At 70.2% G+C, this 20,239-nt stretch carries 20 protein-coding genes; 10 read left to right on the top strand and 10 right to left on the bottom strand.

The features are described from left to right. The 5 genes from QE438_RS15960 to QE438_RS15940 all read right to left on the bottom strand — a co-directional run bounded on the left by QE438_RS15960 (position 1) and on the right by QE438_RS15940 (position 5,994). Positions 1-828 carry a glycosyltransferase family 9 protein gene (locus tag QE438_RS15960; protein ID WP_306994233.1) on the bottom strand — a complete coding sequence of 276 codons (828 nt, stop codon included), beginning with the start codon at positions 826-828 and terminating at the stop codon, positions 1-3. Between the two features lie 3 nt (positions 829-831). Continuing rightward, positions 832-1,458 carry a glycosyltransferase family A protein gene (locus tag QE438_RS15955; protein WP_306994236.1) on the bottom strand — a complete coding sequence of 209 codons (627 nt, stop codon included), beginning with the start codon at positions 1,456-1,458 and terminating at the stop codon, positions 832-834. An 83-nt stretch (positions 1,459-1,541) separates the two neighbouring features. Continuing rightward, the gene (locus QE438_RS15950; protein ID WP_309735356.1) at positions 1,542-1,727 is read right to left on the bottom strand and encodes a hypothetical protein; all 186 of its coding nucleotides are present in this window, start codon (positions 1,725-1,727) and stop codon (positions 1,542-1,544) included. Between the two features lie 440 nt (positions 1,728-2,167). Then, on the bottom strand, positions 2,168-3,313 hold the full coding sequence (locus QE438_RS15945) for a histidinol-phosphate transaminase (protein ID WP_306994241.1): 1,146 nt from the start codon (positions 3,311-3,313) through the stop codon (positions 2,168-2,170). Then, on the bottom strand, positions 3,313-5,994 hold the full coding sequence (locus QE438_RS15940) for a TonB-dependent receptor (protein ID WP_306994243.1): 2,682 nt from the start codon (positions 5,992-5,994) through the stop codon (positions 3,313-3,315). Before QE438_RS15940 ends, QE438_RS15945 begins: the two co-directional genes overlap by 1 nt. A 278-nt stretch (positions 5,995-6,272) precedes the next feature. Here QE438_RS15940 and QE438_RS15935 point away from each other — a divergent pair, with 278 nt between their 5' ends. From QE438_RS15935 to cls, 4 genes are all read left to right on the top strand, one after another. Continuing rightward, entirely contained in the window at positions 6,273-6,530 is a 258-nt protein-coding gene (locus QE438_RS15935; protein WP_306994245.1) for a hypothetical protein, read from the top strand. Between the two features lie 225 nt (positions 6,531-6,755). Next, positions 6,756-6,992 carry a 50S ribosomal protein L28 gene (gene rpmB, locus QE438_RS15930; RefSeq protein WP_014159265.1) on the top strand — a complete coding sequence of 79 codons (237 nt, stop codon included), beginning with the start codon at positions 6,756-6,758 and terminating at the stop codon, positions 6,990-6,992. Between the two features lie 9 nt (positions 6,993-7,001). Then, positions 7,002-7,169 carry a 50S ribosomal protein L33 gene (gene rpmG / locus QE438_RS15925; RefSeq protein ID WP_122231031.1) on the top strand — a complete coding sequence of 56 codons (168 nt, stop codon included), beginning with the start codon at positions 7,002-7,004 and terminating at the stop codon, positions 7,167-7,169. 428 nt (positions 7,170-7,597) lie between these two features. Next, entirely contained in the window at positions 7,598-9,019 is a 1,422-nt protein-coding gene (gene cls / locus QE438_RS15920; RefSeq protein ID WP_306994257.1) for a cardiolipin synthase, read from the top strand. 100 nt (positions 9,020-9,119) lie between these two features. Here the strand turns inward: cls and QE438_RS15915 are convergent, their stop codons facing one another. After that, positions 9,120-10,499: an FAD/NAD(P)-binding protein gene (locus tag QE438_RS15915; RefSeq protein WP_306994259.1), complete on the bottom strand. Its 1,380-nt coding sequence runs from the start codon at positions 10,497-10,499 to the stop codon at positions 9,120-9,122. Beyond that, the gene (locus tag QE438_RS15910) at positions 10,496-11,440 is read right to left on the bottom strand and encodes a LysR family transcriptional regulator (RefSeq protein ID WP_131659856.1); all 945 of its coding nucleotides are present in this window, start codon (positions 11,438-11,440) and stop codon (positions 10,496-10,498) included. The genes QE438_RS15915 and QE438_RS15910 overlap by 4 nt, the downstream gene beginning before the upstream one ends. Before the next feature lie 102 nt (positions 11,441-11,542). On the opposite strand from QE438_RS15910, the gene QE438_RS15905 reads away from it, so the two are divergent. From QE438_RS15905 to QE438_RS15890, 4 genes are all read left to right on the top strand, one after another. After that, the gene (locus QE438_RS15905) at positions 11,543-12,358 is read left to right on the top strand and encodes a class III extradiol ring-cleavage dioxygenase (protein ID WP_306994261.1); all 816 of its coding nucleotides are present in this window, start codon (positions 11,543-11,545) and stop codon (positions 12,356-12,358) included. A 231-nt stretch (positions 12,359-12,589) separates the two neighbouring features. Then, a complete protein-coding gene (gene dinG, locus QE438_RS15900; RefSeq protein WP_306994263.1) occupies positions 12,590-14,722 on the top strand; it encodes an ATP-dependent DNA helicase DinG in 2,133 nt (710 codons plus the stop codon). Between the two features lie 128 nt (positions 14,723-14,850). After that, entirely contained in the window at positions 14,851-15,282 is a 432-nt protein-coding gene (locus QE438_RS15895) for a hypothetical protein (protein WP_306994265.1), read from the top strand. 157 nt (positions 15,283-15,439) lie between these two features. Next, positions 15,440-16,027 carry a TetR/AcrR family transcriptional regulator gene (locus tag QE438_RS15890; protein WP_306994268.1) on the top strand — a complete coding sequence of 196 codons (588 nt, stop codon included), beginning with the start codon at positions 15,440-15,442 and terminating at the stop codon, positions 16,025-16,027. 43 nt (positions 16,028-16,070) lie between these two features. Here the strand turns inward: QE438_RS15890 and QE438_RS15885 are convergent, their stop codons facing one another. Then, the gene (locus QE438_RS15885) at positions 16,071-16,685 is read right to left on the bottom strand and encodes an NAD(P)-dependent oxidoreductase (protein WP_306994269.1); all 615 of its coding nucleotides are present in this window, start codon (positions 16,683-16,685) and stop codon (positions 16,071-16,073) included. A gap of 159 nt (positions 16,686-16,844) precedes the next feature. Here QE438_RS15885 and QE438_RS15880 point away from each other — a divergent pair, with 159 nt between their 5' ends. Next, positions 16,845-17,231 (top strand): helix-turn-helix domain-containing protein, encoded by a 387-nt coding sequence (locus QE438_RS15880; protein ID WP_306994272.1) that lies wholly within the window; start codon positions 16,845-16,847, stop codon positions 17,229-17,231. Between the two features lie 112 nt (positions 17,232-17,343). Continuing rightward, complete coding sequence (gene stpA, locus QE438_RS15875) at positions 17,344-18,609, top strand: glucosylglycerol 3-phosphatase (protein ID WP_307184083.1); 1,266 nt, start codon at positions 17,344-17,346, stop codon at positions 18,607-18,609. A gap of 329 nt (positions 18,610-18,938) precedes the next feature. Here stpA and QE438_RS15870 read toward each other — a convergent pair whose 3' ends face one another. Further along, the gene (locus QE438_RS15870) at positions 18,939-19,262 is read right to left on the bottom strand and encodes a thioredoxin family protein (protein WP_130514667.1); all 324 of its coding nucleotides are present in this window, start codon (positions 19,260-19,262) and stop codon (positions 18,939-18,941) included. 75 nt (positions 19,263-19,337) lie between these two features. Next, positions 19,338-20,150, bottom strand: coding sequence for an NYN domain-containing protein (locus QE438_RS15865; RefSeq protein ID WP_130530109.1), 813 nt, complete (start codon positions 20,148-20,150; stop codon positions 19,338-19,340). Positions 20,151-20,239 lie beyond the last annotated feature (89 nt).

Raw genomic sequence — 20,239 nt, 5'->3', positions numbered from 1 at the left:
CTAGGCAGACGCTCCGGCGCGCCATGACGCGAAACGCGCCATGACGGCGTCTACCTGAAGGTTGACCATCCCCTCGGCCTGCACACAGCGGTCTCGGTGCCAGTAGGGCCCGTACTCGCAGAGGCGGGTATGTCCGTACAGACCGATCACGGGAACTCCCAACGCGTCCGCCACATGGACGGGCGCGCTGTCGGTCGAGACGACCAGGCTGGCGCGTCGTAGAAGGCTAGGCCAGTTGAGCGGACTGTCCTGACCGGCGAGGTTGAGATGGCGTTGCCCGGCGATGGCCTCTGCCAGCGCATATGCGCGCTGCGGTCCGACGATCGCCACAGGATGTCCGGCCGCCGCGACCTGCTCGGCCAGGTTGCGCCAGCGCTCGACGCCCCAGCGCTTCGGCTCGAAATCAGACCACGGACTCAGCACGATCCAGCCGGTTCCGGGCAACAACCGCTCAGCAGTGCTGTCGTCGTAGAGGGCAAGCGGAACTTTGACGGGCATCGCTCCTTCCCCCAGGCTCTCCAGCCAGATGTCGGTGGCATGAACACCGCGGCGTGGACGCGGCTTCAGTCGCCGTCCTGAGGGGAACCCGAGACCAAACCGCAGCGGCAGTGCTCGAAAGGCCTGGTAGTACTGTGGCCGCAGACCGTCGATACCGACCGGACCATGCTGGAGCGCCCACCCGATGGCTGGCAGCGCCAACAGCAGGTCGCCCGTATGCCGACCCGCCAAGGGAAAGACCACGCCATCCGGTGTCCAGGGCGGCGCGCCACTGGAAGGGCGAAAGAGCTCGTTCGGGCCACGCCCCGTCTGCGGATCGAACGCAACCACGGCTCAGGGCGTCTCATCCACATACTTGTCGTACAGCGCTTGGATTTGGCTGGCGCTCAAGGCCTCGATCGCGACGAGTTCGGGCTGCGCCAGCATCGTCAGTTCTTCGCGCTCCAGCTCGCTCCGTTCACGCCGGCATCTGCGCGACCCGCTTTCCGGATCCACGCGGTGGTAATACACGCACTCACTGATATGCACGGCCGGTATCTGGCGCAACAGGAACTGGTCAGGGAGCAGCCTGAAACGGTCGTAAGGCTGAGCGCGAACCGCCTCGCGATCGAACACGGCCAGATGATGCCGGTTACTGGGCCGATGCTCGACGATGCAGCCATTGACCACCAGGCTCTCGCCCGTGGTGATCGCCTGGACGCCTCGCCTCAGCAGGGGTGCAAGACAGGAAAAGGCGTCAGGATGCACGTAGTCATCGTCGTCGACGTGCGTGACATAGCGCGCATTCCCCAGGCTGTAGCCCCGCCTTCTTGCGGCACCGAGGTGCCCGTAAATCCCGGGGACGTAATGGACGCGCACCTCGTAACCGGCTCTCGCCGCAGCCAGCTCGATGCTCTGCCTGCACTGCTGATGTATGTCGGGGTCCGTGTAGTCCATGGTCAGGACATGCACATCCAGCATTTCGCTCTCCTTAGCTCAAGTTCCCGCCGTCCCAGCCGCAGCTCGACCGCCTCTGGATACAACCACGTACCACACCGCTTGGGTTAACCCTTCAACGAGCTCAACACCCGCTTCATCCGATCATGCGTGGCCTCGTCGCTGCGCAGCGCGGCAAGGATGCGATCGACCATGGGCGACCAGTGCGCGCTCTCCCGGATGCCGGGACCCAGTTCGCGGATCAGGACGGCCTTGACCAGCTTGGCCTCGGCTTGAGGGTCCGCCGCATCCACGCCTCGGAGTGCTTCCACCAGCGCACCCTGGAGCGAACGTGCTTCCGGCCGGGCCGAGGGCGACGCTACGGGCGCTGACGTCCCATCCGAAGAATTCCTCTTCTTGATGCGCTGGATCCGTCCAGATCCGTCTGTAGGTCCGATCTTCACTCTGGCGCTCTGGAGAGGATTCGACGCGGGCCAATGTAGCACCACGCCGGCAGGTCCCGCCTGCTGCCAGAGGCGAGCGGAACCTGAGCCGCCAGGACAGGTCCGAACGGGTGATCGACGCTTTGCTGGAGTGCCCTTTCAGCTCCCCAACTTCGGAGGGAGGTGAGGCAGGCAGGCGGCCCGCCTGATTGCGCCGAACCGGAACGGAGTTACCGCCCGCGCCCCGCTCGTCGTGTCGGTTGCATGCCTCGCCCAACCCTTCTCAACCCGCCGGCGGTGGGGAACCCGCTCTATCCGCTCCGCAGCACCTCGCTCAGCGCGGCCTGCGCGAGGCGATTCTCCGCGGGCGTGCCGATGCTGATCCGGACCCATGTGTCGTAAGGCGGGAAGGCGCGCGCGACCAGGATCTTGTGCGTCTTCAGTGCGGCGACGACCTCGGCCTGCGGTCGGTCGACGTCGAAGAAGACGAAGTTGCCCGCGGGCTCGGCGTAGCGCAGGCCCAGCCGGCGCAGGTGGTCGAGCCAGCGCGTGCGCTCGGCGGCGACCTGTTCGCGCACCCACGCGAGGTGACCGGGATCGGCCAGGGAGGCGGCGGCGGCCGCGATCGAGAGCTGGTTCAGTCCGTGCGGGCTGCCCACGCCGCGCTTGCGCAGGGCGGCGGCCAGATCCGGCGGCACCAGGGCGTAGCCGATCTGCAGGCCGGCCAGCGCGTGGATCTTGCCCAGGGTGCGGAACACCGCGACGTTGCGCCCGGCGCGCAGGTGCCGCACCGCGGTGCGCTCGGCCGCGTCCGGCAGGTAGTCCAGATACGCCTCGTCGACGATCACCAGCGCCTTGGCCGAGGCGGCCAGCACGAAGGCGTCGAAGTCCTTCCCCGGACTCACCGTGCCGGACGGGTTGTGCGGATTGACCACGAACAGCGCCCGAGTATCGGCCTGGATCGCAGCCAGCAGCCGGGGCAGGTCGTTGCGCAGCGACGCATCCAGCGGCACCTCGATGGCGCGCCCTCCGAACGGCGCGGCCGCGTCGACCAGGGCGCCGTAGCCGGGCACCGAGTACACGAAGGTGCCGCCCTTGCCCGCCACGGCAAGATGCTGGCCCAGCGGCTCGAGCACTTCGCCCACGATGACCTGTTCGGGCGCAACGCCCTCGAGAGCGGCGATCTGCCCGACCAGCGCCTGCCCCTGCTCGGCGGTGACATAGCGCGGCGCCAGCGGCAAGGCGCGCTGGATCGCCACGGGCACCCGCGGCGAGGGTCCGTAGCTGCTTTCGTTGAGATCCAGGCGCACCAGCCCTTCGGCGGCGGCGGGCGCATCGCGGCCGGCGCCGGCCGCCATGCCGGGCACGAGCGAGGCCAGCGGCGCGGCGACGGCCAGCGCGGCGTTGCGCGCCAGCCAGGCGCGCCGGGATGGATCGAAGGCATCGTGGGAGGACATCAGAACTTCACCTGCAGTCTTCCGTAGTAATACGCGCCGCTCCAACCGAACGGCGAGAGTTCGCTGTAGGGGAACACGCCATAGGTGTCGGCGCCAGAGACGGCGGGGGTGGTGGCGATATTGCGCGTGGGATAGGTGTTGAACACATTGTCCGCGCCCAGCGTCAGCACCAGGTGCTTGGAAATGCGCAGGGACACATCCGCGTCGGTGATCCATTTGGCGTCCAGCCGCTGGATCACATCGTAGTTGCCGGCCGTCCCGGCCTCGGTGGGCAGGGTGCGGAAGGCGGTGCTGCCCTTGGCGAACTGCGCCACGTTGGCCGCGCTCTGGTTGGTGGCGGCGACCTGCTCGATCCGGCCGTAGCGATGGGTGCCCAGGTGCACGCTCCACGGGCCTGCATCCCAGGCCAATGCCAGGGTCAGGTTGTCCATGGGCTGCCCCTTTTCCACGCGGGTCCGCTCGGTGATGTCGAACAGCGGCGTGCGCACGCCCAGCGCGCGGAGCTGCTCGGGCGTCGAGGCCACCCGGGTCAGCTCGGTCTTGTTGCGGTTGTAGCCCAGCGTCGCGGTCAGGCGGTCGCCGCCGCCCCATTGCCACACGTAGCGCGCGGACGCGTCCACACCCGTGGTGCGCGTGTCGGCGGTGTTGCTGAAGTAGCGCACGCTGGTGACGCCCGGTGAACCCAGCGCGGCCAGATAGTCGCGGATCGCCGAGGAGCCCGCGCCGTCGACGAAGTTGCTGGACAGGAAGATGCGATCGTCGATGTCGATGCGATACACATCCAGCGAGGCCGTCAGCCCGGCGATGCCCCAGGTCAGGCCGGCCGTCAGATTGGTCGCCTTCTCCGGGTCCAGGTCACGCGCGTCCAGCGCGCGGGCCTCGACCGAGTCCACCGGCGCGGTGCGCACCAGCACGTACTCGGGCAGTCCGGTGACGGCGTTGTTGAGCGTGCGGCTGCTGGTCGAACTGAAGTACTGCTGGGCCAGCGCGGGCGCATGGAAGCCGGTGCTGGCCGAGGCGCGCAGCGCCACGCCGCCGTCGAGTTGATAGTGCAGCGCCAGCTTGCCGTTGGTGGTCGAGCCGAAGTCGCTGTAGTCCTCCCAGCGTCCGGCCAGCGAGACCAGCAGGCGGTCGGTCACATCGGTGTCGGCCTCGACATAGGCGGCGACGTTGTGCCGGCTGTAATCGCCCGCGTCGCCCGGCTGGATGCCGGCGAACCCCTGCGATCCGATCGTCGGCACGGTGCCGGCGGCCGGGCCGTCCAGCACGCGGTACGGGCCCCAGACGTAGGAGGCCTCCTCGCCCGGCCGGATCTCGTAGGTGTCGCGGCGGTATTCCAGGCCAAGCGCCAGCCGCAGCGGCGCGTGCCAGCCGACTTCGAAACTGTTGCCGGCATCCAGGTTGGTCGTCCACTGCGAGGCTTCGAGCGCGCCGTTGTAGAAGCGCGTCGGGCTGGCCGCGCCCAGGGTGGCGTTCAAGGTGTTGCGCGTGCGGTAGACCAGTTCATTGCGGCCATAGACGCTGCTCAGATCCCAGCGCCACTGTCCCAGATAACCCTTGAGCCCGGTCCCCAGCGAGCGGTCCGTGCTGTCGGTGTCCACCCAGGGCAGGAAGCCGTTCGGGTAGATCGCGCGCACGTTCTCCGGTTGGCCGGCGCGGCGCAGCGAGGCATTCGAGCTGCCCTGGCTGTCGGTGACACCGCCGAACGCATACCACTCCAGCCCTTCGGCCCAGGACAGCGGCTTGCGCAGGTTGGCGAAGAAGGTCTTGTCCTCGGTATCGGCGCTGTCGGCGAAGCGCCACAGCGCGTCGCGGTCGATCGTCGCCTCGCGCGGATCGGCCACGGCGCCGGCGGCCGCGCCGCCGATGGGGTTGAGGCCGGTGCCCGAGCCATAAGCGCCCGACAGCGCGACGGCCTGGCCGTTGCGCCCGATGCCGAAGTACTGCTGGCGCGTATCGGCCAGCGCGCGGTTGGCCGCCTTGCGGTCGCGATAGTCCCAGGTCAGGTGGATGCCGCCGCCTTCGGGAAAGGCGAAACCGGTGTCCAAGGAGACCTTGGTGGTGCCGCCGCCTCCGTCCTCGGTGGTGCCGCGGCTGACCGTGCCCTCGAAACCATCGTCCTCGCGCAGCACGATGTTGATGACGCCGGCGATGGCGTCGGAGCCGTACTGCGCCGAGGCGCCGTCGCGCAGCACCTCGATCCGCGCGATGGCGCTGACCGGGATCGTGTTGAGGTCGGTGGAGACCGCGCCCTTGCCCACCGTGCCGCCGGTATTGACCCAGGCGCTGGTATGGCGCCGCTTGCCGTTGACCAGGATCAGCGTCTGGTCGGGCGAGAGCCCGCGCAGGGTGGCCGAACGGATATGCGTATTGCCGTCCGGCGTGGTCGGATGCGGGAAGTTGTACGACGGCAGCAGGGACTGGAGGATGGTGCTGACATCGGTATAGCCGCTGGCGCGCAGTTCGTCGCCACTGAGGACATCGATCGGGACGGGCGATTCCAGCACCGTGCGCGACTGGGTCCGGCTGCCGATCACGCTGACCTGGTCCAGGCGCTTGATCTCGGGGTCGGCGCCCGCCGCCGTCTGCGCGAACGACGGGGCCGCGACGGCAAGCAGCGACAAGGCGACGGCGGCGGGCAGCGCCGCGCGCGACGGGCGTGGATTCTTGGTTGGCGACATGGTGTGGATTCCCCTTTGGAGCCGGTGGGCACCTCGGTGCGAGACCGCGCCGCCACGCCCCCTGGCGTGTGGCATGCCCCCGACATGCTCGTGTTCATCCTCCGGATCTGCCGCACCGCGTCAAAGAGCATGGCGGCATATCCTGATAACGCGGCGCCGCGCCAAGCAGCCCGCGTTGGACGCAGATCCCAGGCGCATTCCGCCCCCCGCCGGCACCGTCACACGGCCCGCACATGGGCGGCAGGAAGCTGGCTCCCCGGGGCTGCTTGAAGTGCGTCATGCGACTGCTCTCCTCCCTGCTGTTCTTCGTGCTGGGCCTGTCGATCGGCTCGGTCATCAGCGCCGTGCGTGACCAGCCCTTGCCCGAAACCGCAACCCCGACCACCGAGCGGGTGAGCGCGAGCGGCGCGCTGCAGGAGCAAGGCGCGGTTCGGCCTGCGGCCAGCCCTGGTCCCAGCGCCGCCCCGAGTTCTGCGGGGTGCGGGTCTGATCAGGTCGCCTGCCCGACCGGCGCCGAGGCCTCCCTGCGCGGCTGAACGACGCGGGGCCGGCGCCAAGTGCTTGCGTGGACTGGGAAAGCTGCGCATAATGCGCGGCTCGCTGCGTCTGGCTTTCGGCCGGATCAGGGTCAGGAAGCGCGATTCCTTGCCCGCCTGGCAGCGGACCCATCCCGTATCGCATGGCCTGACCGCATCGGCGGCATGGGCCGGGGCCGCCATCTCCCAGGCTATGGGCGATCAAAATTACATCGAGGTGCACAGATGTCCCGCGTATGCCAAGTGTCCGGCAAGCGAGTGATGACGGGTAACAACGTCTCGCACGCCAACAACAAGACCCGCCGCCGTTTCCTGCCCAACCTGCACGAGCGCCGCTTCTGGGTCGCCAGCGAGAACCGCTGGGTCAAGCTGAAGGTTTCCGCGCACTCCCTGCGCACCATCGACAAGAACGGCATCGACTCCGTTCTGGCTGAGCTGCGTGCGCGCGGCGAAAAGATCTAAAGGAGATCAATCATGGCAGGCAAGCGCGACAAGATCCGCCTGATTTCTTCGGCAGGCACCGGTCACTTCTACACGACCGACAAGAACAAGAAGAACACCCCGGGCAAGATGGAAATGAGCAAGTACGACCCGGTGGTGCGCAAGCACGTGGTCTACAAGGAAGGCAAGATCAAGTGACCTCACGGCGCGGGCGCAAGCGCCCGCCTTTGCCGTGAGGTCATCCCCGCGAAAGCGGGGATCCAGCGCCTCCAGAAAAAGCCCGCCGCAAGGCGGGCTTTTTCGTGGGCCGATGGTGGGGCACCGAGCTCGATGCGCGTTGCTCGGTGGGAGCAACTGTCTCCTCAAAGCTCGCAGCCGCCTGCCTGTAGAGCGGAGCTTGTGGCAATCCCCTCTTGGGGACTCCGCTGCTCTTCGTTCGGTTTGTGGGGAAGGCCCCAGCGGAGCAAGCTCCGCTCTACAGGGGGAAGCCGCCGTGGCGGCTCCCACAACAGCAGGGGCTTCGGGATGACAGCGTCGACCGGATCGGGATGTGCAGGGCTGCACCGGCTATCGGCGCGGCGCGCGGATCGGCAGAATCGGGCGATGACCCGATCCGCGGTGACTGGATGACCGAGACCTCTGCCATCGGCGGCTGGCTGCTGTTCCTGGACTGGGTGATCCGGCTGGCGGCGCTGGCGTGGATTCCCTCGCGCACCACGCCGGCGGCGGCGCGCAGCTGGCTGCTGCTGGTGGGCTTCGTGCCGCTGCTGGGCCTGCCGCTCTATCTGCTGTTCGGCCATCCCTGGCTCTCGCGCGAGCGCATCCGCCGCCAGGCCGAGGCCTCGCAGATGATCCGCGACGAGCAGAAGCCCCTGGTCCAGCTGCGCTGGCATCCGACCGGCGACGGCGACGACACCGAGATGGTGCCGCTGGTGGAACGGCTGGGCGATTTCATGCCCACCCACGGCAACGCGGTAACGCTGCTGGACGACTACGAGGGTTCGCTGCGCGCGCTGCTGGAGGACATCGCCGGCGCGCGCGACCGGGTGCACCTGCTCTATTACCTGATGTTCGACGACCAGGTCGGCGATCTGGTCTGCGAGGCGCTGCTGCAGGCGGCCGCGCGCGGCGTGCAGTGCCGGCTGATGCTGGATGCGGTCGGCGCCAAGCGCGGCCTGCGCGCCTACACCGCGCGCCTGCGCGCCGGCGGCGTGCAGGTGCAGGAGCTGCTGCCCGGCGGCCTGCGCTGGCGTCGCAGCGGGCGCATCGACCTGCGCAACCACCGCAAGATCGCCGTGATCGACAACCGCGCCGCCTATGTCGGCTCGCAGAACCTGGCCGATGCCGGCGCTTTCGTGCGCGGCTATCCCAACCGCGAACTGGTCGCGCGCGTGGAGGGCCCGGCGGTGTCGCATCTGGAGGCGGTGTTCGCCAGCGACTGGTACCTGGAGACCGGGCAGCGCCTGGAAGTGATCGCCACCACCCCGGTGCGCGACGCCAACGTGGCCGCGCAGCTGCTGCCTTCGGGGCCGGCCTATCCGTTCTCCAACGCGCGCGACATGGTGTGCGCGCTGATCCACCTGGCCCAGCAGAAGCTGGTGATGGTCACCCCGTACTTCGTGCCCGACGACGCCACGCTGAGTGCGCTGCGCATCGCCGCGCTGTCCGGCGTGGACACCCAGCTGATCCTGTCGGCCAGCAACAACCAGACCCTCACTGCCTGGGCGCAGGAGTCCTACTACGGCGAGCTGCTGGCCTCGGGGGTGAAGATCGCGCACTACCGGCCGCACTTCCTGCATGCCAAGCACATGAGCGTGGACGACTCGATCGCGCTGGTCGGCTCGATGAACCTGGACATCCGCTCGTTCGCGCTCAACGCCGAAGTCGGCATGCTCTGCTACGACGCCGACGTGGTCGCCAGCATGCGCAGGATCGAGGCCGGCTACCTGGCCCAGGCCGAGCAGCTGACGCTGGAGCGCTGGAACAGGCGCCCGGCGTGGAAGCGCAGCCGCGAGGGCATCGCGCGGCTGGCCGACTCGTTCATCTGAAGCTGCGCGTGGCGGTGGCGAAGCGCGTTGCGCGCGACGTCGATGCCGCATGCGCGGAAACGCGCGACGACCGCCGGATTGGCGCGCGGCGCCCCGCGCTTCAGCGCGGCCCGGATACCGCCAGCGCCTCGCGCGCCACGACCTCGGCCTGCCCGCGCAGCTCCGGGATCGCCAGCGATTCCCACAGCGCGCCGATGCGCAGACTGCCAATCGCCAGCAGCCCGGGCACGGGCTGGCCGTCGGCATCGCGCAGGCGGCCGTTGGGACAGGTGTCCAGGCCGATGCCGTGCGGGCCGGGCGCGGCCAGGCCGCTGCCGACCAGCTCGGCCAGCAGCGGATTGCGCATGGCCTGCACGCGCAGCTCCACGCCGGTGGCGTTGATCACGTGGGCCACTTCCAGGGCGAGGATCTCGCCGTGCGGGCCGTGGCCGTGCAGCTGCACGCAGCGCGCGCCGGCCATGGCCGTGTCCAGCCGCGCGCGATGACGCTGCAGCTGGCCACGGGCGAGCGCCTGTTGCAGCTGCGCGTGCACCGGGGCGGCGATGCGGTGGCGGTGCACGTCCCACAGGCGCACGACGTGGCGCAGGAAGCGGCGCTGGTCGGCGCCGGACAACGTGGTCCACAGGCGCTGCACGTGCGGGCGCAGGGCATCCATCACCGCCTGCCACGGCACGCCCTGCGCCTGGGCGCGGGCGACCTCGCCGCGCACGGCGCGCAGGCGCGCGCGCAGCGGCAGTGCGAGCAGCGCCTCGACATCGACGGCCTGCGCCGGCGCGCCGTCGACATGCGGCAGCGGCATCAGCCCATGGCGGGACAGCACATGCAGCGGACCGCGATGCCCGGCCGCCAGCAGCGCCAGCGCCGCATCGACCATGCTCAGGCCGGAGCCGACGATGCACACCGCGGCATCGGCCTCGATGCCGTCCAGGGACGCGTTGTCCCAGGCTTCGATCCGGCGCGCCGGCGGCAGCGAGCGCGCGCCGCGCGCCGGCAGCGGACGCGGCGCGTTGCCGATGGCCAGCACCACCGCCCGCGCCCGCACCGGGCCGGCGCCATCGACCTGCAGCAGGAAGCCCTCGGCCTCGCGCTCCAGGCTCAGCGCGCGGGCCGGGAGGTGCTGCAGCGTGGCCGGACTGTCCGCACGCGCCTGGGCCAGGCGCGCGGCCAGGTAGGCGGCGAAGCGCTGCCGCGGCACGAAGGCCTCGGCGATTTGCGCGCGCGGCGTGTCGGGCTCGGCGTCCTGCAGCCAGTCGACGAAGTCGCCTGGCGCCGCGTCGAAGGCGCTCATGCCGCCGGCGCGCACGTTGAGCAGGTGCTCCGGTCGCTCGGTCGCGTGCGCGGCGCCGCGGCCCAGCATGGCGCGCGGCTCGAGCAGCGCGATGCGCAGCGCCGTGGTGGCCTGGCGCAGCAGCTGGATCGCCACCAGCGTGCCGGCGGCGCCGCCGCCGACGATGGCGACATCGAACGGGCTTGCGCTCATCGGCGCCTGGCCTTGGCGACCTCGGGCGGCGCCGTCTCGACCAGCGGTTGCGGGCAGCCGGTGGCGAAGAACTCGACCAGGAAGTCGATGAAGCTGCGCACCTTGGGCGCTAGGTGGCTGCGGCTGGCGTAGACGGCGAAGATCCGCAGCGGCGGCACCTCGTAGTCCGGCAGCACCCGCGCCAGGCGGCCATCCTCCAGCGCCTGGCCGACGATGAAGTCCGGCTGCAGGGTGATGCCCATGCCGGCGATGGCGGCCTCGCGCAGCAGGTCGCCGTTGTTGGCGCGCAGGCGCTCGGTCACGCGCAGGGTCTCGGCGCCGCCCGGCCCTTCCAGCGTCCAGGTGTCGCCGCCGGAGGAGTAGCGATAGCCGAGCACGCCCAGGCGCTCCAGATCGGCCACGCTCTGCGGCGTGCCGACCCGGGCCAGATAGGCGGGCGAGGCGCACAGGAACATCTGCGCCTGCGCCAGCGGCCGGGCGATCAGCGAGGGGGTGGGCTGGCGGGTGATGCGGATGGCCAGGTCGTAGCCTTCCTCGACCAGGTCGACCAGGCGATCGGACAGGTCCACGTCCACGGTGACCTGCGGATGCAGCTCGGCGAAACGCGCCACCAGTTCGCCCAGGCGGGCGATGCCGAAGCTCACCGGCGCGTTGATGCGCAGCAGGCCGGCCGGCTCCAGGGTCTGCGCGGTGACGGCGGCCTCGGTCTCGTCGAACTCGGCCAGCAGCTTCAGGCAGCGCTCGTGGTAGGCCGCGCCGGCGCTGGTCAGGCTGACGTGGCGGGTTGTGCGGTTGAGCAGGCGCGTGCCCAGGCGCTGCTCCAGCCAAGCCACGTGGCGGGTGACGCTGGGCGTAGACATGTCCAGGGCCTCGGCCGCGGCGGAGAAGCCGCTGCGTTCGACCACGGTCGCGAAGACGCGCATGGCATCGATGGTGTCCATTGTTGCTCGCCCTGTAACAAATTCTGGCCCGGGGCACAGTTTATCCCCGAGCGTTGCCACAATAGGGTGGTGGCCTGCCTCCCTGTCGTGACAGGTTCGCCCATGAACGCCGCCGCCCGCCTGCCCTCGCTGTACATCTCCCACGGCTCGCCGATGACCGCGCTGGACCCCAAGCTGGTCGGCGTGCGCCTGGGCGAGCTGGCGCGCTCGCTGCCGCGCCCGCGCGCGGTGGTCATCGCCTCGGCGCACTGGCTGGCGCGCTCGCCGCTGGTGGGCGGCAGCGCGCGGCCGGAGACGATCCACGACTTCGGCGGCTTCCCGCAGGCGCTGTTCGACATCCAGTACCCCGCGCCGGGCGCGCCGGAGGTGGCCGGGCGCGTGGCGCAGCTGCTCGACCAGGCCGGCCTGGCGCCACACATCGACCCGAACCGCGGCCTGGACCACGGCATGTGGGTGCCGCTGCGCCTGCTCTATCCCGACGCCGACGTGCCGGTGGTGCCGCTGTCGATCCAGCCGCAGGCCGGGCCGGCGCACCAGCTGGCGGTGGGCCGCGCGCTGGCGCCGCTGCGCGATGAGGGTGTGCTGGTGATCGGCTCGGGCAGCCTCACCCACAACCTGCACGACTGGCGCGGCGCCGACCACACCCGGCAGGCGCCGTATGTGCAGCCCTACATCGACTGGGTCGAGGCCACGCTGCGCCAGGGCGACGTGCAGGCGCTGCTGGACTACCGCCGGCGCGCGCCCAACGCCGCCCAGGCCCACCCCACCGACGAGCACTGGCAGCCGATCTACGTGGCCCTGGGCGCGGCCGGCGAGCACTTCCGCGCCACGCGCATCGATGCGGGCATCGACATGGGCTTCCTGGCAATGGACATCTACCGCTTCGACGACGCGGCACCGGCGCAGGCGGCGGCGTAGCGCGCCGCGCTGGCGCCGCGGCTTAGCGCTGTTCGACCGGCGCCGCGATCCCACCGCGCCGCCAACGTCCCACTAACGTCGTTCCGGCGAAGGCGGGAACCCATGGACTTTGGCGCGTAGCGCTTGAGGCGCTGGGTTCCGCCTTCGCGGAAACGACGGTTTTCAACCGTCCATAGCGCGAGCGCAAACCCAGTCGCGCCCCCCGCGACGCCCCATGCGAAAATAGCGCGCATGAGTGACGGCACCCGCCCGGCGGCAGGCAAGGACACGGGCGAGGGGCAGCGCGGCCTCGATGACGCCCTGAAGGCACGCATCCGCGACACCTACGCCGCGCTGCGCGCCAATACGCCCGGCTTCACCACGCGCCGCGCGCAGAGCCAGATGATCGGCGTGGCCTCGCGCGCGCTGGGCAGCAGCGGCGGCGTCGGCGTGGTCGAGGCGCCGACCGGCGTGGGCAAGTCGCTGGGCTATCTGACCGCCGGCGTGCCCATCGCGCTGGCGGCCAAGAAGAAGCTGGTCATCAGCACCGGCACGGTCGCGCTGCAGTCGCAGCTGGTCGAGCGCGATCTGCCGGCCTTCCTCAAGGCCACCGGCATCCAGGCCAGTGTGGCCCTGGCCAAGGGCCGCACCCGCTACCTGTGCACGCGCAACGTAGCCGAGCTGCAGGGCACCGCGCCGGCGCAGGAGTCGATGTTCGGCGACGAAGGCGCGCTGTACGACCGCCCGCTGAGCCCGGCCGACGCGACCCTGGCCAACCGGCTGGCCAGGCTGTTCACCGACAACCAGTGGAACGGCGACCTGGACGCCGCGCCCGAGGCGGTCGGCCCGGCCCTGCGCGGGCGCATCACCACCAACGCCGCCGGCTGCGCCGGGCGCAAGTGCTCCTACGCCAACCAGTGCCCGGTACTGAAGGCGCGCGCCGCCGTGCGCGAGGCGCAGATCGTGGTCACCAACCACGCGCTGCTGCTGTCCACCCTGGCGCTGGGCGACAACGAGAACGGCCAGCCGCTGATCGCCGCGCCCGGCGAGATGCTGCTGGTGCTGGACGAAGGCCACCACGTGGCCGGCGTGGCCATCGACCAGGGTGCCGCGCGCCTGCCGCTGGACGACATGGGCCGGCGCACCAGCCGCCTGCAGACGCTGATCGCGGCCACCTACCGGCTGGTGGACAAGGAAACCATCGCCAAGCTGCATCCCAACGAGGCGATCGAGCTGGCGGTCAGCGTCAGCCGCCAGCTCAAGGCCTTCCACGGCCTGCTGGAGGCGGCGTGGACGCCCGACCCGTCCGAGCGCGAGCCGCAGTGGCGCGCGCCCAACGGCCGGCTGCCGGCCGACTGGTCGGTGCCGATCGAGGCCCTGGCCGACGACACGCGCAGCCTGTTGAACTGGGTCAGCGCCGCCGCCCCGCTGGTGGGCAAGGCCAAGCAGGACGACGCCACCAAGGAGCGCGTGCAGCGCAACCTCGGCATGGCCCTGGAGCTGGTCCAGGCGCAGTACGACCTGTGGGCCGGCTGGCGCCGCGAGGACCCGGACGGCGCGCCGCCGATGGCGCGCTGGATCACCCGCGACCGCGATGGCGACCTGGTGCTGCACTGCTCGCCGGTCTCGGCCGCGCAGGTGCTGCGCCAGCTGCTGTGGAAAGAGGTCGATTCGGTGCTGATGACCTCGGCCACGCTGACCGGCGGCAACGGCTTCACCGCGCTGGCCATCGACACCGGCCTGCCCGAGCATGCCGAGACGGTGACGCTGGAATCGCCCTTCGACCTGCCGCGCCAGGCGCAGCTGGTGGTGCCGAAGTTCCCCGCCGCGCCCGACGACCGCGAGGGCCATCCCAAGGAGGTCGCGCGCTATCTGGTGCGCGAACTGGACTGGGGCAAGGGCTCGATGGTGCTGTTCACCTCGCGCTGGAAGATGGAGAAGGTCGCCGACCTGCTGCCGGTGAGGCAGCGCAACCGCGTGCTGGTGCAGGGCGAGGGCAACAAGTCGCAGATCATCGGCGAGCATCTGCGCCGCATCGCGGCCGGAGAAGGGTCGGTGCTGTTCGGCCTCAATTCCTTCGGCGAAGGCCTGGACCTGCCCGGCGAGGCCTGCACCACGGTGGTGATCACCCAGGTGCCGTTCGCGGTGCCGACCGACCCACAGACCGCCACGCTGAGCGAGTGGCTGGAGAGCCGCGGGCACAACGCCTTCAACCTGATCGCCATCCCGCACGCGCTGCGCACGCTGACCCAGTTCGCCGGCCGCCTGATCCGGACCTCGACCGACACCGGCCGGGTGATCATCCTCGACTCGCGCCTGCTCAGCCGCCGCTACGGCCGCCAGATCATCGACGCCCTGCCCCCATTCGCACGCGTGATCGGCTGAGCCATTCAGGCCGATGTGCGGCCTGTGGCGTAGTGGTAACTTGGCCGCCGAGTTCACGATCAGCGTGATCTTCCAAGGATGCGCCTTCGGGCGCCTAGCGATTTTCAATCCGCTCAAGGACCAACACGATGCAACACAAGCCCATGTTCGCCGCCGCCCTGCTGTCCGTTTCTCTTTTTGCAGTCGCCGCCAGTGCCAGCGCAGCCAGCTGCGAAGACAACTTTTCTGTCGAGGGTTCGTTCTTCAAAGGCAAGCAGTTCAAGACCTGGGCCGAGCATTCCGGTGTGAACTACGACAGCGCATTCCGCAAGGTCGCCCAGGCGGTCGCTGCTGGCGGCTTCGGTGCGGTCACCTCCAACAAGGACACCGGCATCATCACCGCAGGCCAGGCCGTGACGATGGGTCAGGGCTCTATCGCGCCGCTGAATGTCATCGTGCAGGAGAAGGCCGGCGGGCTGATCCACATCGATGCGAATTTCAGCATTGCAGGTGGCCAAACCGCATCGGCCGACAGCGCTAAGCGCGAACTTTGCAAGATCGCGAACGCGCCGGCGAGCTGAGTCCATCGCGATCGCGCATCGCCCAGCCCTGCGCAGGGCTGGGTTCCTGGAACCCGGGAGCTGGGCACGGCCTTGAGGCCACCCACGGATCGCTGGCGCACCAGATCGACCGTTTGCCGGTATTGTGCTGGAGGTCACACAGCCGACGCTTCCAAAGATGAGCGCCATCGCCCCCGCCCCCAAACGCCGCGCCGACGCCGAGCAGAACCGCACCCTGCTGCTGCAGGCGGCCGAGGAGGTGTTCACCGAACACGGCGTGCAGGCGCCGCTGGAGCTGGTGTCGCGCCGCGCCGGCGTCGGCCGGGCCACGCTGTTCCGCAACTTCCCCGACCGCCACACCCTGGTGCTGGCGCTGCTGGAGCGCGGCCTGGACCAGATCGAGGCCGAGGCCCAGCGCCTGGGCGACGATGCCGACGCGCTGGTGCCGTTGCTGCGCTTCGTGCTGGACCGGGTAGCGACCCATGCGCCGCTGGTGGACTACTGGCAGACCCAGGGCCGCGACCAGCCGGAGATCGAGGTGGCGATGATGCGGCTGGTGACGATCTTCCAGCCGCCGCTGCAGCGCGCGGTCGACGCCGGCCGCTGCCGGGCCGACCTGGTGCCCACCGACGTGCTGCTGCTGCTCAAGCTGTTCAGCGCCTGCGCGGTGCCGATGATGCAGCCGCTGGCGCCGTTCGAGCGCATCTGGGGCTTCGCGATGGACATCGTGCAGCCCGTCGCGGGCGAGACCGACGCGGCCGGCTAAGGCCGCGTGCGCCTGCTGCGCCCCGCGAAGGGCGCCGGCTTGCTCAGTACAGAACGCTGAAGCGCTGGCCGCTGTGCTTGGGCGATTCGATCTCGTCGAGCAGGGCCACCGCGTAGTCCTCGTAGGAGATGCGGCTCTCGCCCTTGGCATCGGTGAGGAAGGCGTCGCCCCCCAGGCGGAACTGGCCGGTGCGCTCGCCCGGGCCGAAGAACGCCGCCGGCGACAGGAAGGTCCAGGTGATGTCCTTCACCCCGCGCAGCTCATCCAGGAAGGTCGCGCCGGGCAGCGCCTCGGACTTGTACGCGGCCGGGAACTCCGGCGTATCGACCAGGCGCACGCCCGGGGCGACTTCCAGCGAACCGGCGCCGCCGACCACGGCCAGACGCGGGATCTTGGCCGCGCGCACCGCGGTCAGCACGTGGTCGGCCGTGACCTCGGCGAACCTGGCGGCGCTGATGAAGACATCGTGGCCGGTCAGCTTGGCGCCCAGCCCCGCCGGGTCGGCGGTGATGTCGCCCTGGACGAAGGCCGCGCCCTCGGGCAGATCGTCGACCGGCTTGCGCGCGATGACGGTGACGGTGTGGCCGCGGCGCAGGGCCTCGGCCAGAAGACGACGACCGACGTTGCCGGTCCCGCCGAGCAGAGCGATGGATGCCATTGGGGTAACTCCCTAGCTGGTTACGAAAAGGAACCATGCCATCATGGGCGTCACGCCCGCGTCTGCCAAGAAGGGAACCCCCCGTGTCCAGGTAACCCCCAGGTAACCCCGTCACCCAGGTCCCCAACATCCCCAATCCCGAATCCCCAATCCCGCGCCATGACCCTGCACCGCTCCACCGCCCCCTACGCCGCCCACTGCCCCGTGCGCGATGTGCTCGACCGCCTGGGCGACCGCTGGAGCACGCTGGTGCTGCAGGCGCTGAAAGACGCGCCGCTGCGCTTCGCCGCGCTGCAGCGGGCCATCGACGACGTGTCCAAGCGGATGCTGGCCAAGACCCTGCGCGGTCTCGAGGAAGACGGGCTGGTCACGCGCACGGTGTTCCCCAGCAAGCCGCCGGCGGTGGAGTACGCGCTGACGCCGCTGGGCCGCAGCTTCGTGCCGCATATCGAGGCGCTGGTGGCCTGGGCGGAGACGCACCACGACGCGATCCGCAGCGCGCGCCGCCGCTATCAGGCCACGCCCGCGCACGACGCCGGACGCTGAGGTCGCGACCGCCGCGACAGGCGCCACCGTCACCGGGTTGCAGGAGGCCTTGTCGTGTCACCGGCGCGGCGCGGTCACGAACCCATGCGCGCCAGGGCGCTACCCTTTGCGCATGACCTCTGCTGTGAACCACGGCTTCTCGCAGGACCACGCCGCCTTGCTCGATTCGCTCGCGGCCACGCCCGACCTGCTGCTGATCCAGGATCTGGACGGGGTGTGCATGGGGCTGGTGCACGATCCGCTGACGCGCACGCTGGAGCGTGAATACCTGGAGGCGGCGGCCTGGCTGGGCGATGCGTTCGCCGTGCTGACCAATGGCGAGCACATCGGCGCGCGCGGGGTGAACGCCATCGTCGATCGCGTGTTCGGCGCGCCCGGCCATGCCGCTGCGAACGGCGCCTATCTGCCTGGCCTGGCGGCCGGCGGCGTGCAGCTGCAGGACCGCTTCGGCACGCTCAGCCATCCGGGCGTCAGCGACGCGGAACTGGCCTTCCTGCAGGGCGTGCCCACGCGCATGACGCGCTGGCTCTCCACGCTGCTGCTCGGCGCGCCCTACCATCTCGAACCGCATCGCGTGGCCACGCTGGCGGCCACCTGCGTGCTGGACAACCCGGCCTCGCCCACGCTCAATCTCAACGCCCTGCACCATGCTTTGGCCGAGCAGCCGGCACTGTACGCGCAGCTGCAGCGGCAGGCGGCGGACTTCATGCAGGCGCTGCTGCGCGAGGCGCAGGCAGAGGGGTTGGACGGCGCGTTCTTCGTCCACTACGCGCCCAATCTGGGGCGCGACGCCGCCGGTGCCGAGCGCCTCAAGCCGGCCGCGGAGGGCGATGCGGGCACCACCGACTTCCAGTTCATGCTCGAAGGTGCGGTCAAGGAGGCCGGTGTGCTGGTGTTGCTCAACCACCATGTGCACGCGCGCACCGGTCGCTGGCCGCTGGGCGCGGATTTCAATGCGCGCCAGGCACCGCGCACGCTGGAGGCCCAGGTGGCATTGGCGCAGGCCCAGATCGCGCCTGCCGACATGCCGCGCCTGGTCGGCGTGGGCGACACCGTCACCAGCGTGGCGCACGACGCCGCGCAGCTGCGCGGCGGCAGCGACCGCGGCTTCCTGACCCTGGTGCAGCGCCTGGGCGAGGCCTTCGACACCGACAACCGCGTGCTGTTCGTGGACAGCAGCGCCGGAGAAGTACGACGGGCCGGGTTGGATGCGGCGCGCCTGTCGGCAGGCGCGGGCGATGCGGGCTTCGATCCGCGCACCGCGGCGCTCGGCATCACCGATACGGACGATCCGCTGCGGCTGGATGTGGTGTTCCCCGGTGGCCATGCGCAGTACGTGGAGTTCTTCTGCGCGCTGGCGCAGCGGCGTGCGGCGTAGCGGGGGCGACGCAGCTGGAATTGCCGGGGCTGGCACTTGGACTCACAGCGGCGCCGGCATTGGCATTGAGCTGGATCTGGAAGGGGGAAGGCGTCGAATAATCGCGCGACATGTCTTCCAAGCGCTCTGCTTCTGCCCCTCCCCTTTGCGCGCAGCGCAAGGGGGAGGTTGGGAGGGGGTTGCTCTTGCTTCTGCGGCCAGTCGCTGTGGGTCTAAGGCAACAGCAACGGCAAAAGCCAACCCCTCCCCAGCCCTCCCCTTCGCTTCGCGAAAGGGAGGGGGCGAAAAGCCTTGTGCGCTTGCCGCGTCCCGCGCGTCTGCCGCGTGGCTCAGTCGAGCAGGGCCAGGGCGCGCTGGACGTCTTCGGCGGTGCGCGGGCGGATCATGCGCGCGATCTCTTCGCCGTCGCGCAGCAGCACCACGGTCGGCCACAGCTTGACCCGGAACGAGCGGCCCAGCGGGCGGCCGCGGCCGTCTTCGATCTTCATGTGGGCGATGTCGCCGCGCGCGTCGAAGGCGCGCTTGAAATGCGCCTGCGCCTCGATGCAGTGCGGGCACCAGGCGGTGCCGAACTCGAGGGCGGTGAGGCCGGGCATCGCGTCGATCTGCGTGCGCGCCGGCTCGGGGCTGGTGAATTGTCCGGTGTAGGCCATCGTGGTGCCCCTCCCAAGGCGTGGATGCAACGCACCCTACCGCAGCGCACCTGACGCCGGCCAGCACAGGGCCGGCTACAGCGCCCGAACGTAGACCAGCTGCCCGCCGTTGCCGCCGGCGGCGCGCTCCTGCACGGCGAAGTGGCGCGACTGGCTGCGGAACAGGTCGCTGAGCTTGCGATGGCCGTACAGGCGCGGATCGAAGTCGGGGCGGATCTTGTTGAGATAGGTGCCCACCGCGCCCAGCGAGGCCCAGCCCTCTTCGTCGGAGGCCTCCTCGATGGCCTGGCGCAGCAGCGACAGCGGCGGCGTATTGCCCTTGGCCTGCACCGGCTCGCTCGCCGCGGCGCTCGCGGCCTGCTTGCTCGCGCGCTTGGCCGGCGCGGGCTTGGCTGTCTCCGGCGCGGCACTGGCGGGCTCGGCGCGCAGCACATCGTTGTAGATGAACTTGTCGCAGGCCTGGACGAAGGCATCGGGCGTCTTGCGCTCGCCGAAGCCGTAGACCACCAGGCCTTCCTCGCGCAGGCGCTGAGCCAGGCGGGTGAAGTCGCTGTCGCTGGAGACCAGGCAGAAGCCGTCGAAGCGGTGCGTGTACAGCAGGTCCATCGCGTCGATGATCATCGAGCTGTCGGTGGCGTTCTTGCCACTGGTGTAGGCGAACTGCTGCACCGGCGCGATGGAGTGCTTGAGCAGCGCGGCCTTCCACTGGGTCATGCGCGAGCTGGTGAAGTCGCCATAGATGCGCTTGACGCTGGCAACGCCGTACTTGGCGACCTCGGCCAGCAGGCCTTCGATCACCGCCGGCTGGGCGTTGTCGGCATCGATCAGCACGGCCAGGCGCTGCTGGTCGTCCTCGCTGGCGGCCTTGAGCGGCGATTTGGGTTTCATGCGGACTCCTTCGTAAAGCCGACATCCTACGCGCCGCCCTCGGAGCGCCGCGTCGCCGCAGCGTGCAATGGGCGCCGTGCTTCGGCCAC

It is taken from the genome of Pseudoxanthomonas sp. SORGH_AS_0997 (assembly GCF_031453535.1).
GTDB classification, from domain to species: Bacteria; Pseudomonadota; Gammaproteobacteria; order Xanthomonadales; family Xanthomonadaceae; genus Pseudoxanthomonas_A; species Pseudoxanthomonas_A winnipegensis.
The sequence above is the reverse complement of the archived record's forward strand: the minus strand, read 5'-3'. Positions and strand labels throughout refer to the sequence as shown.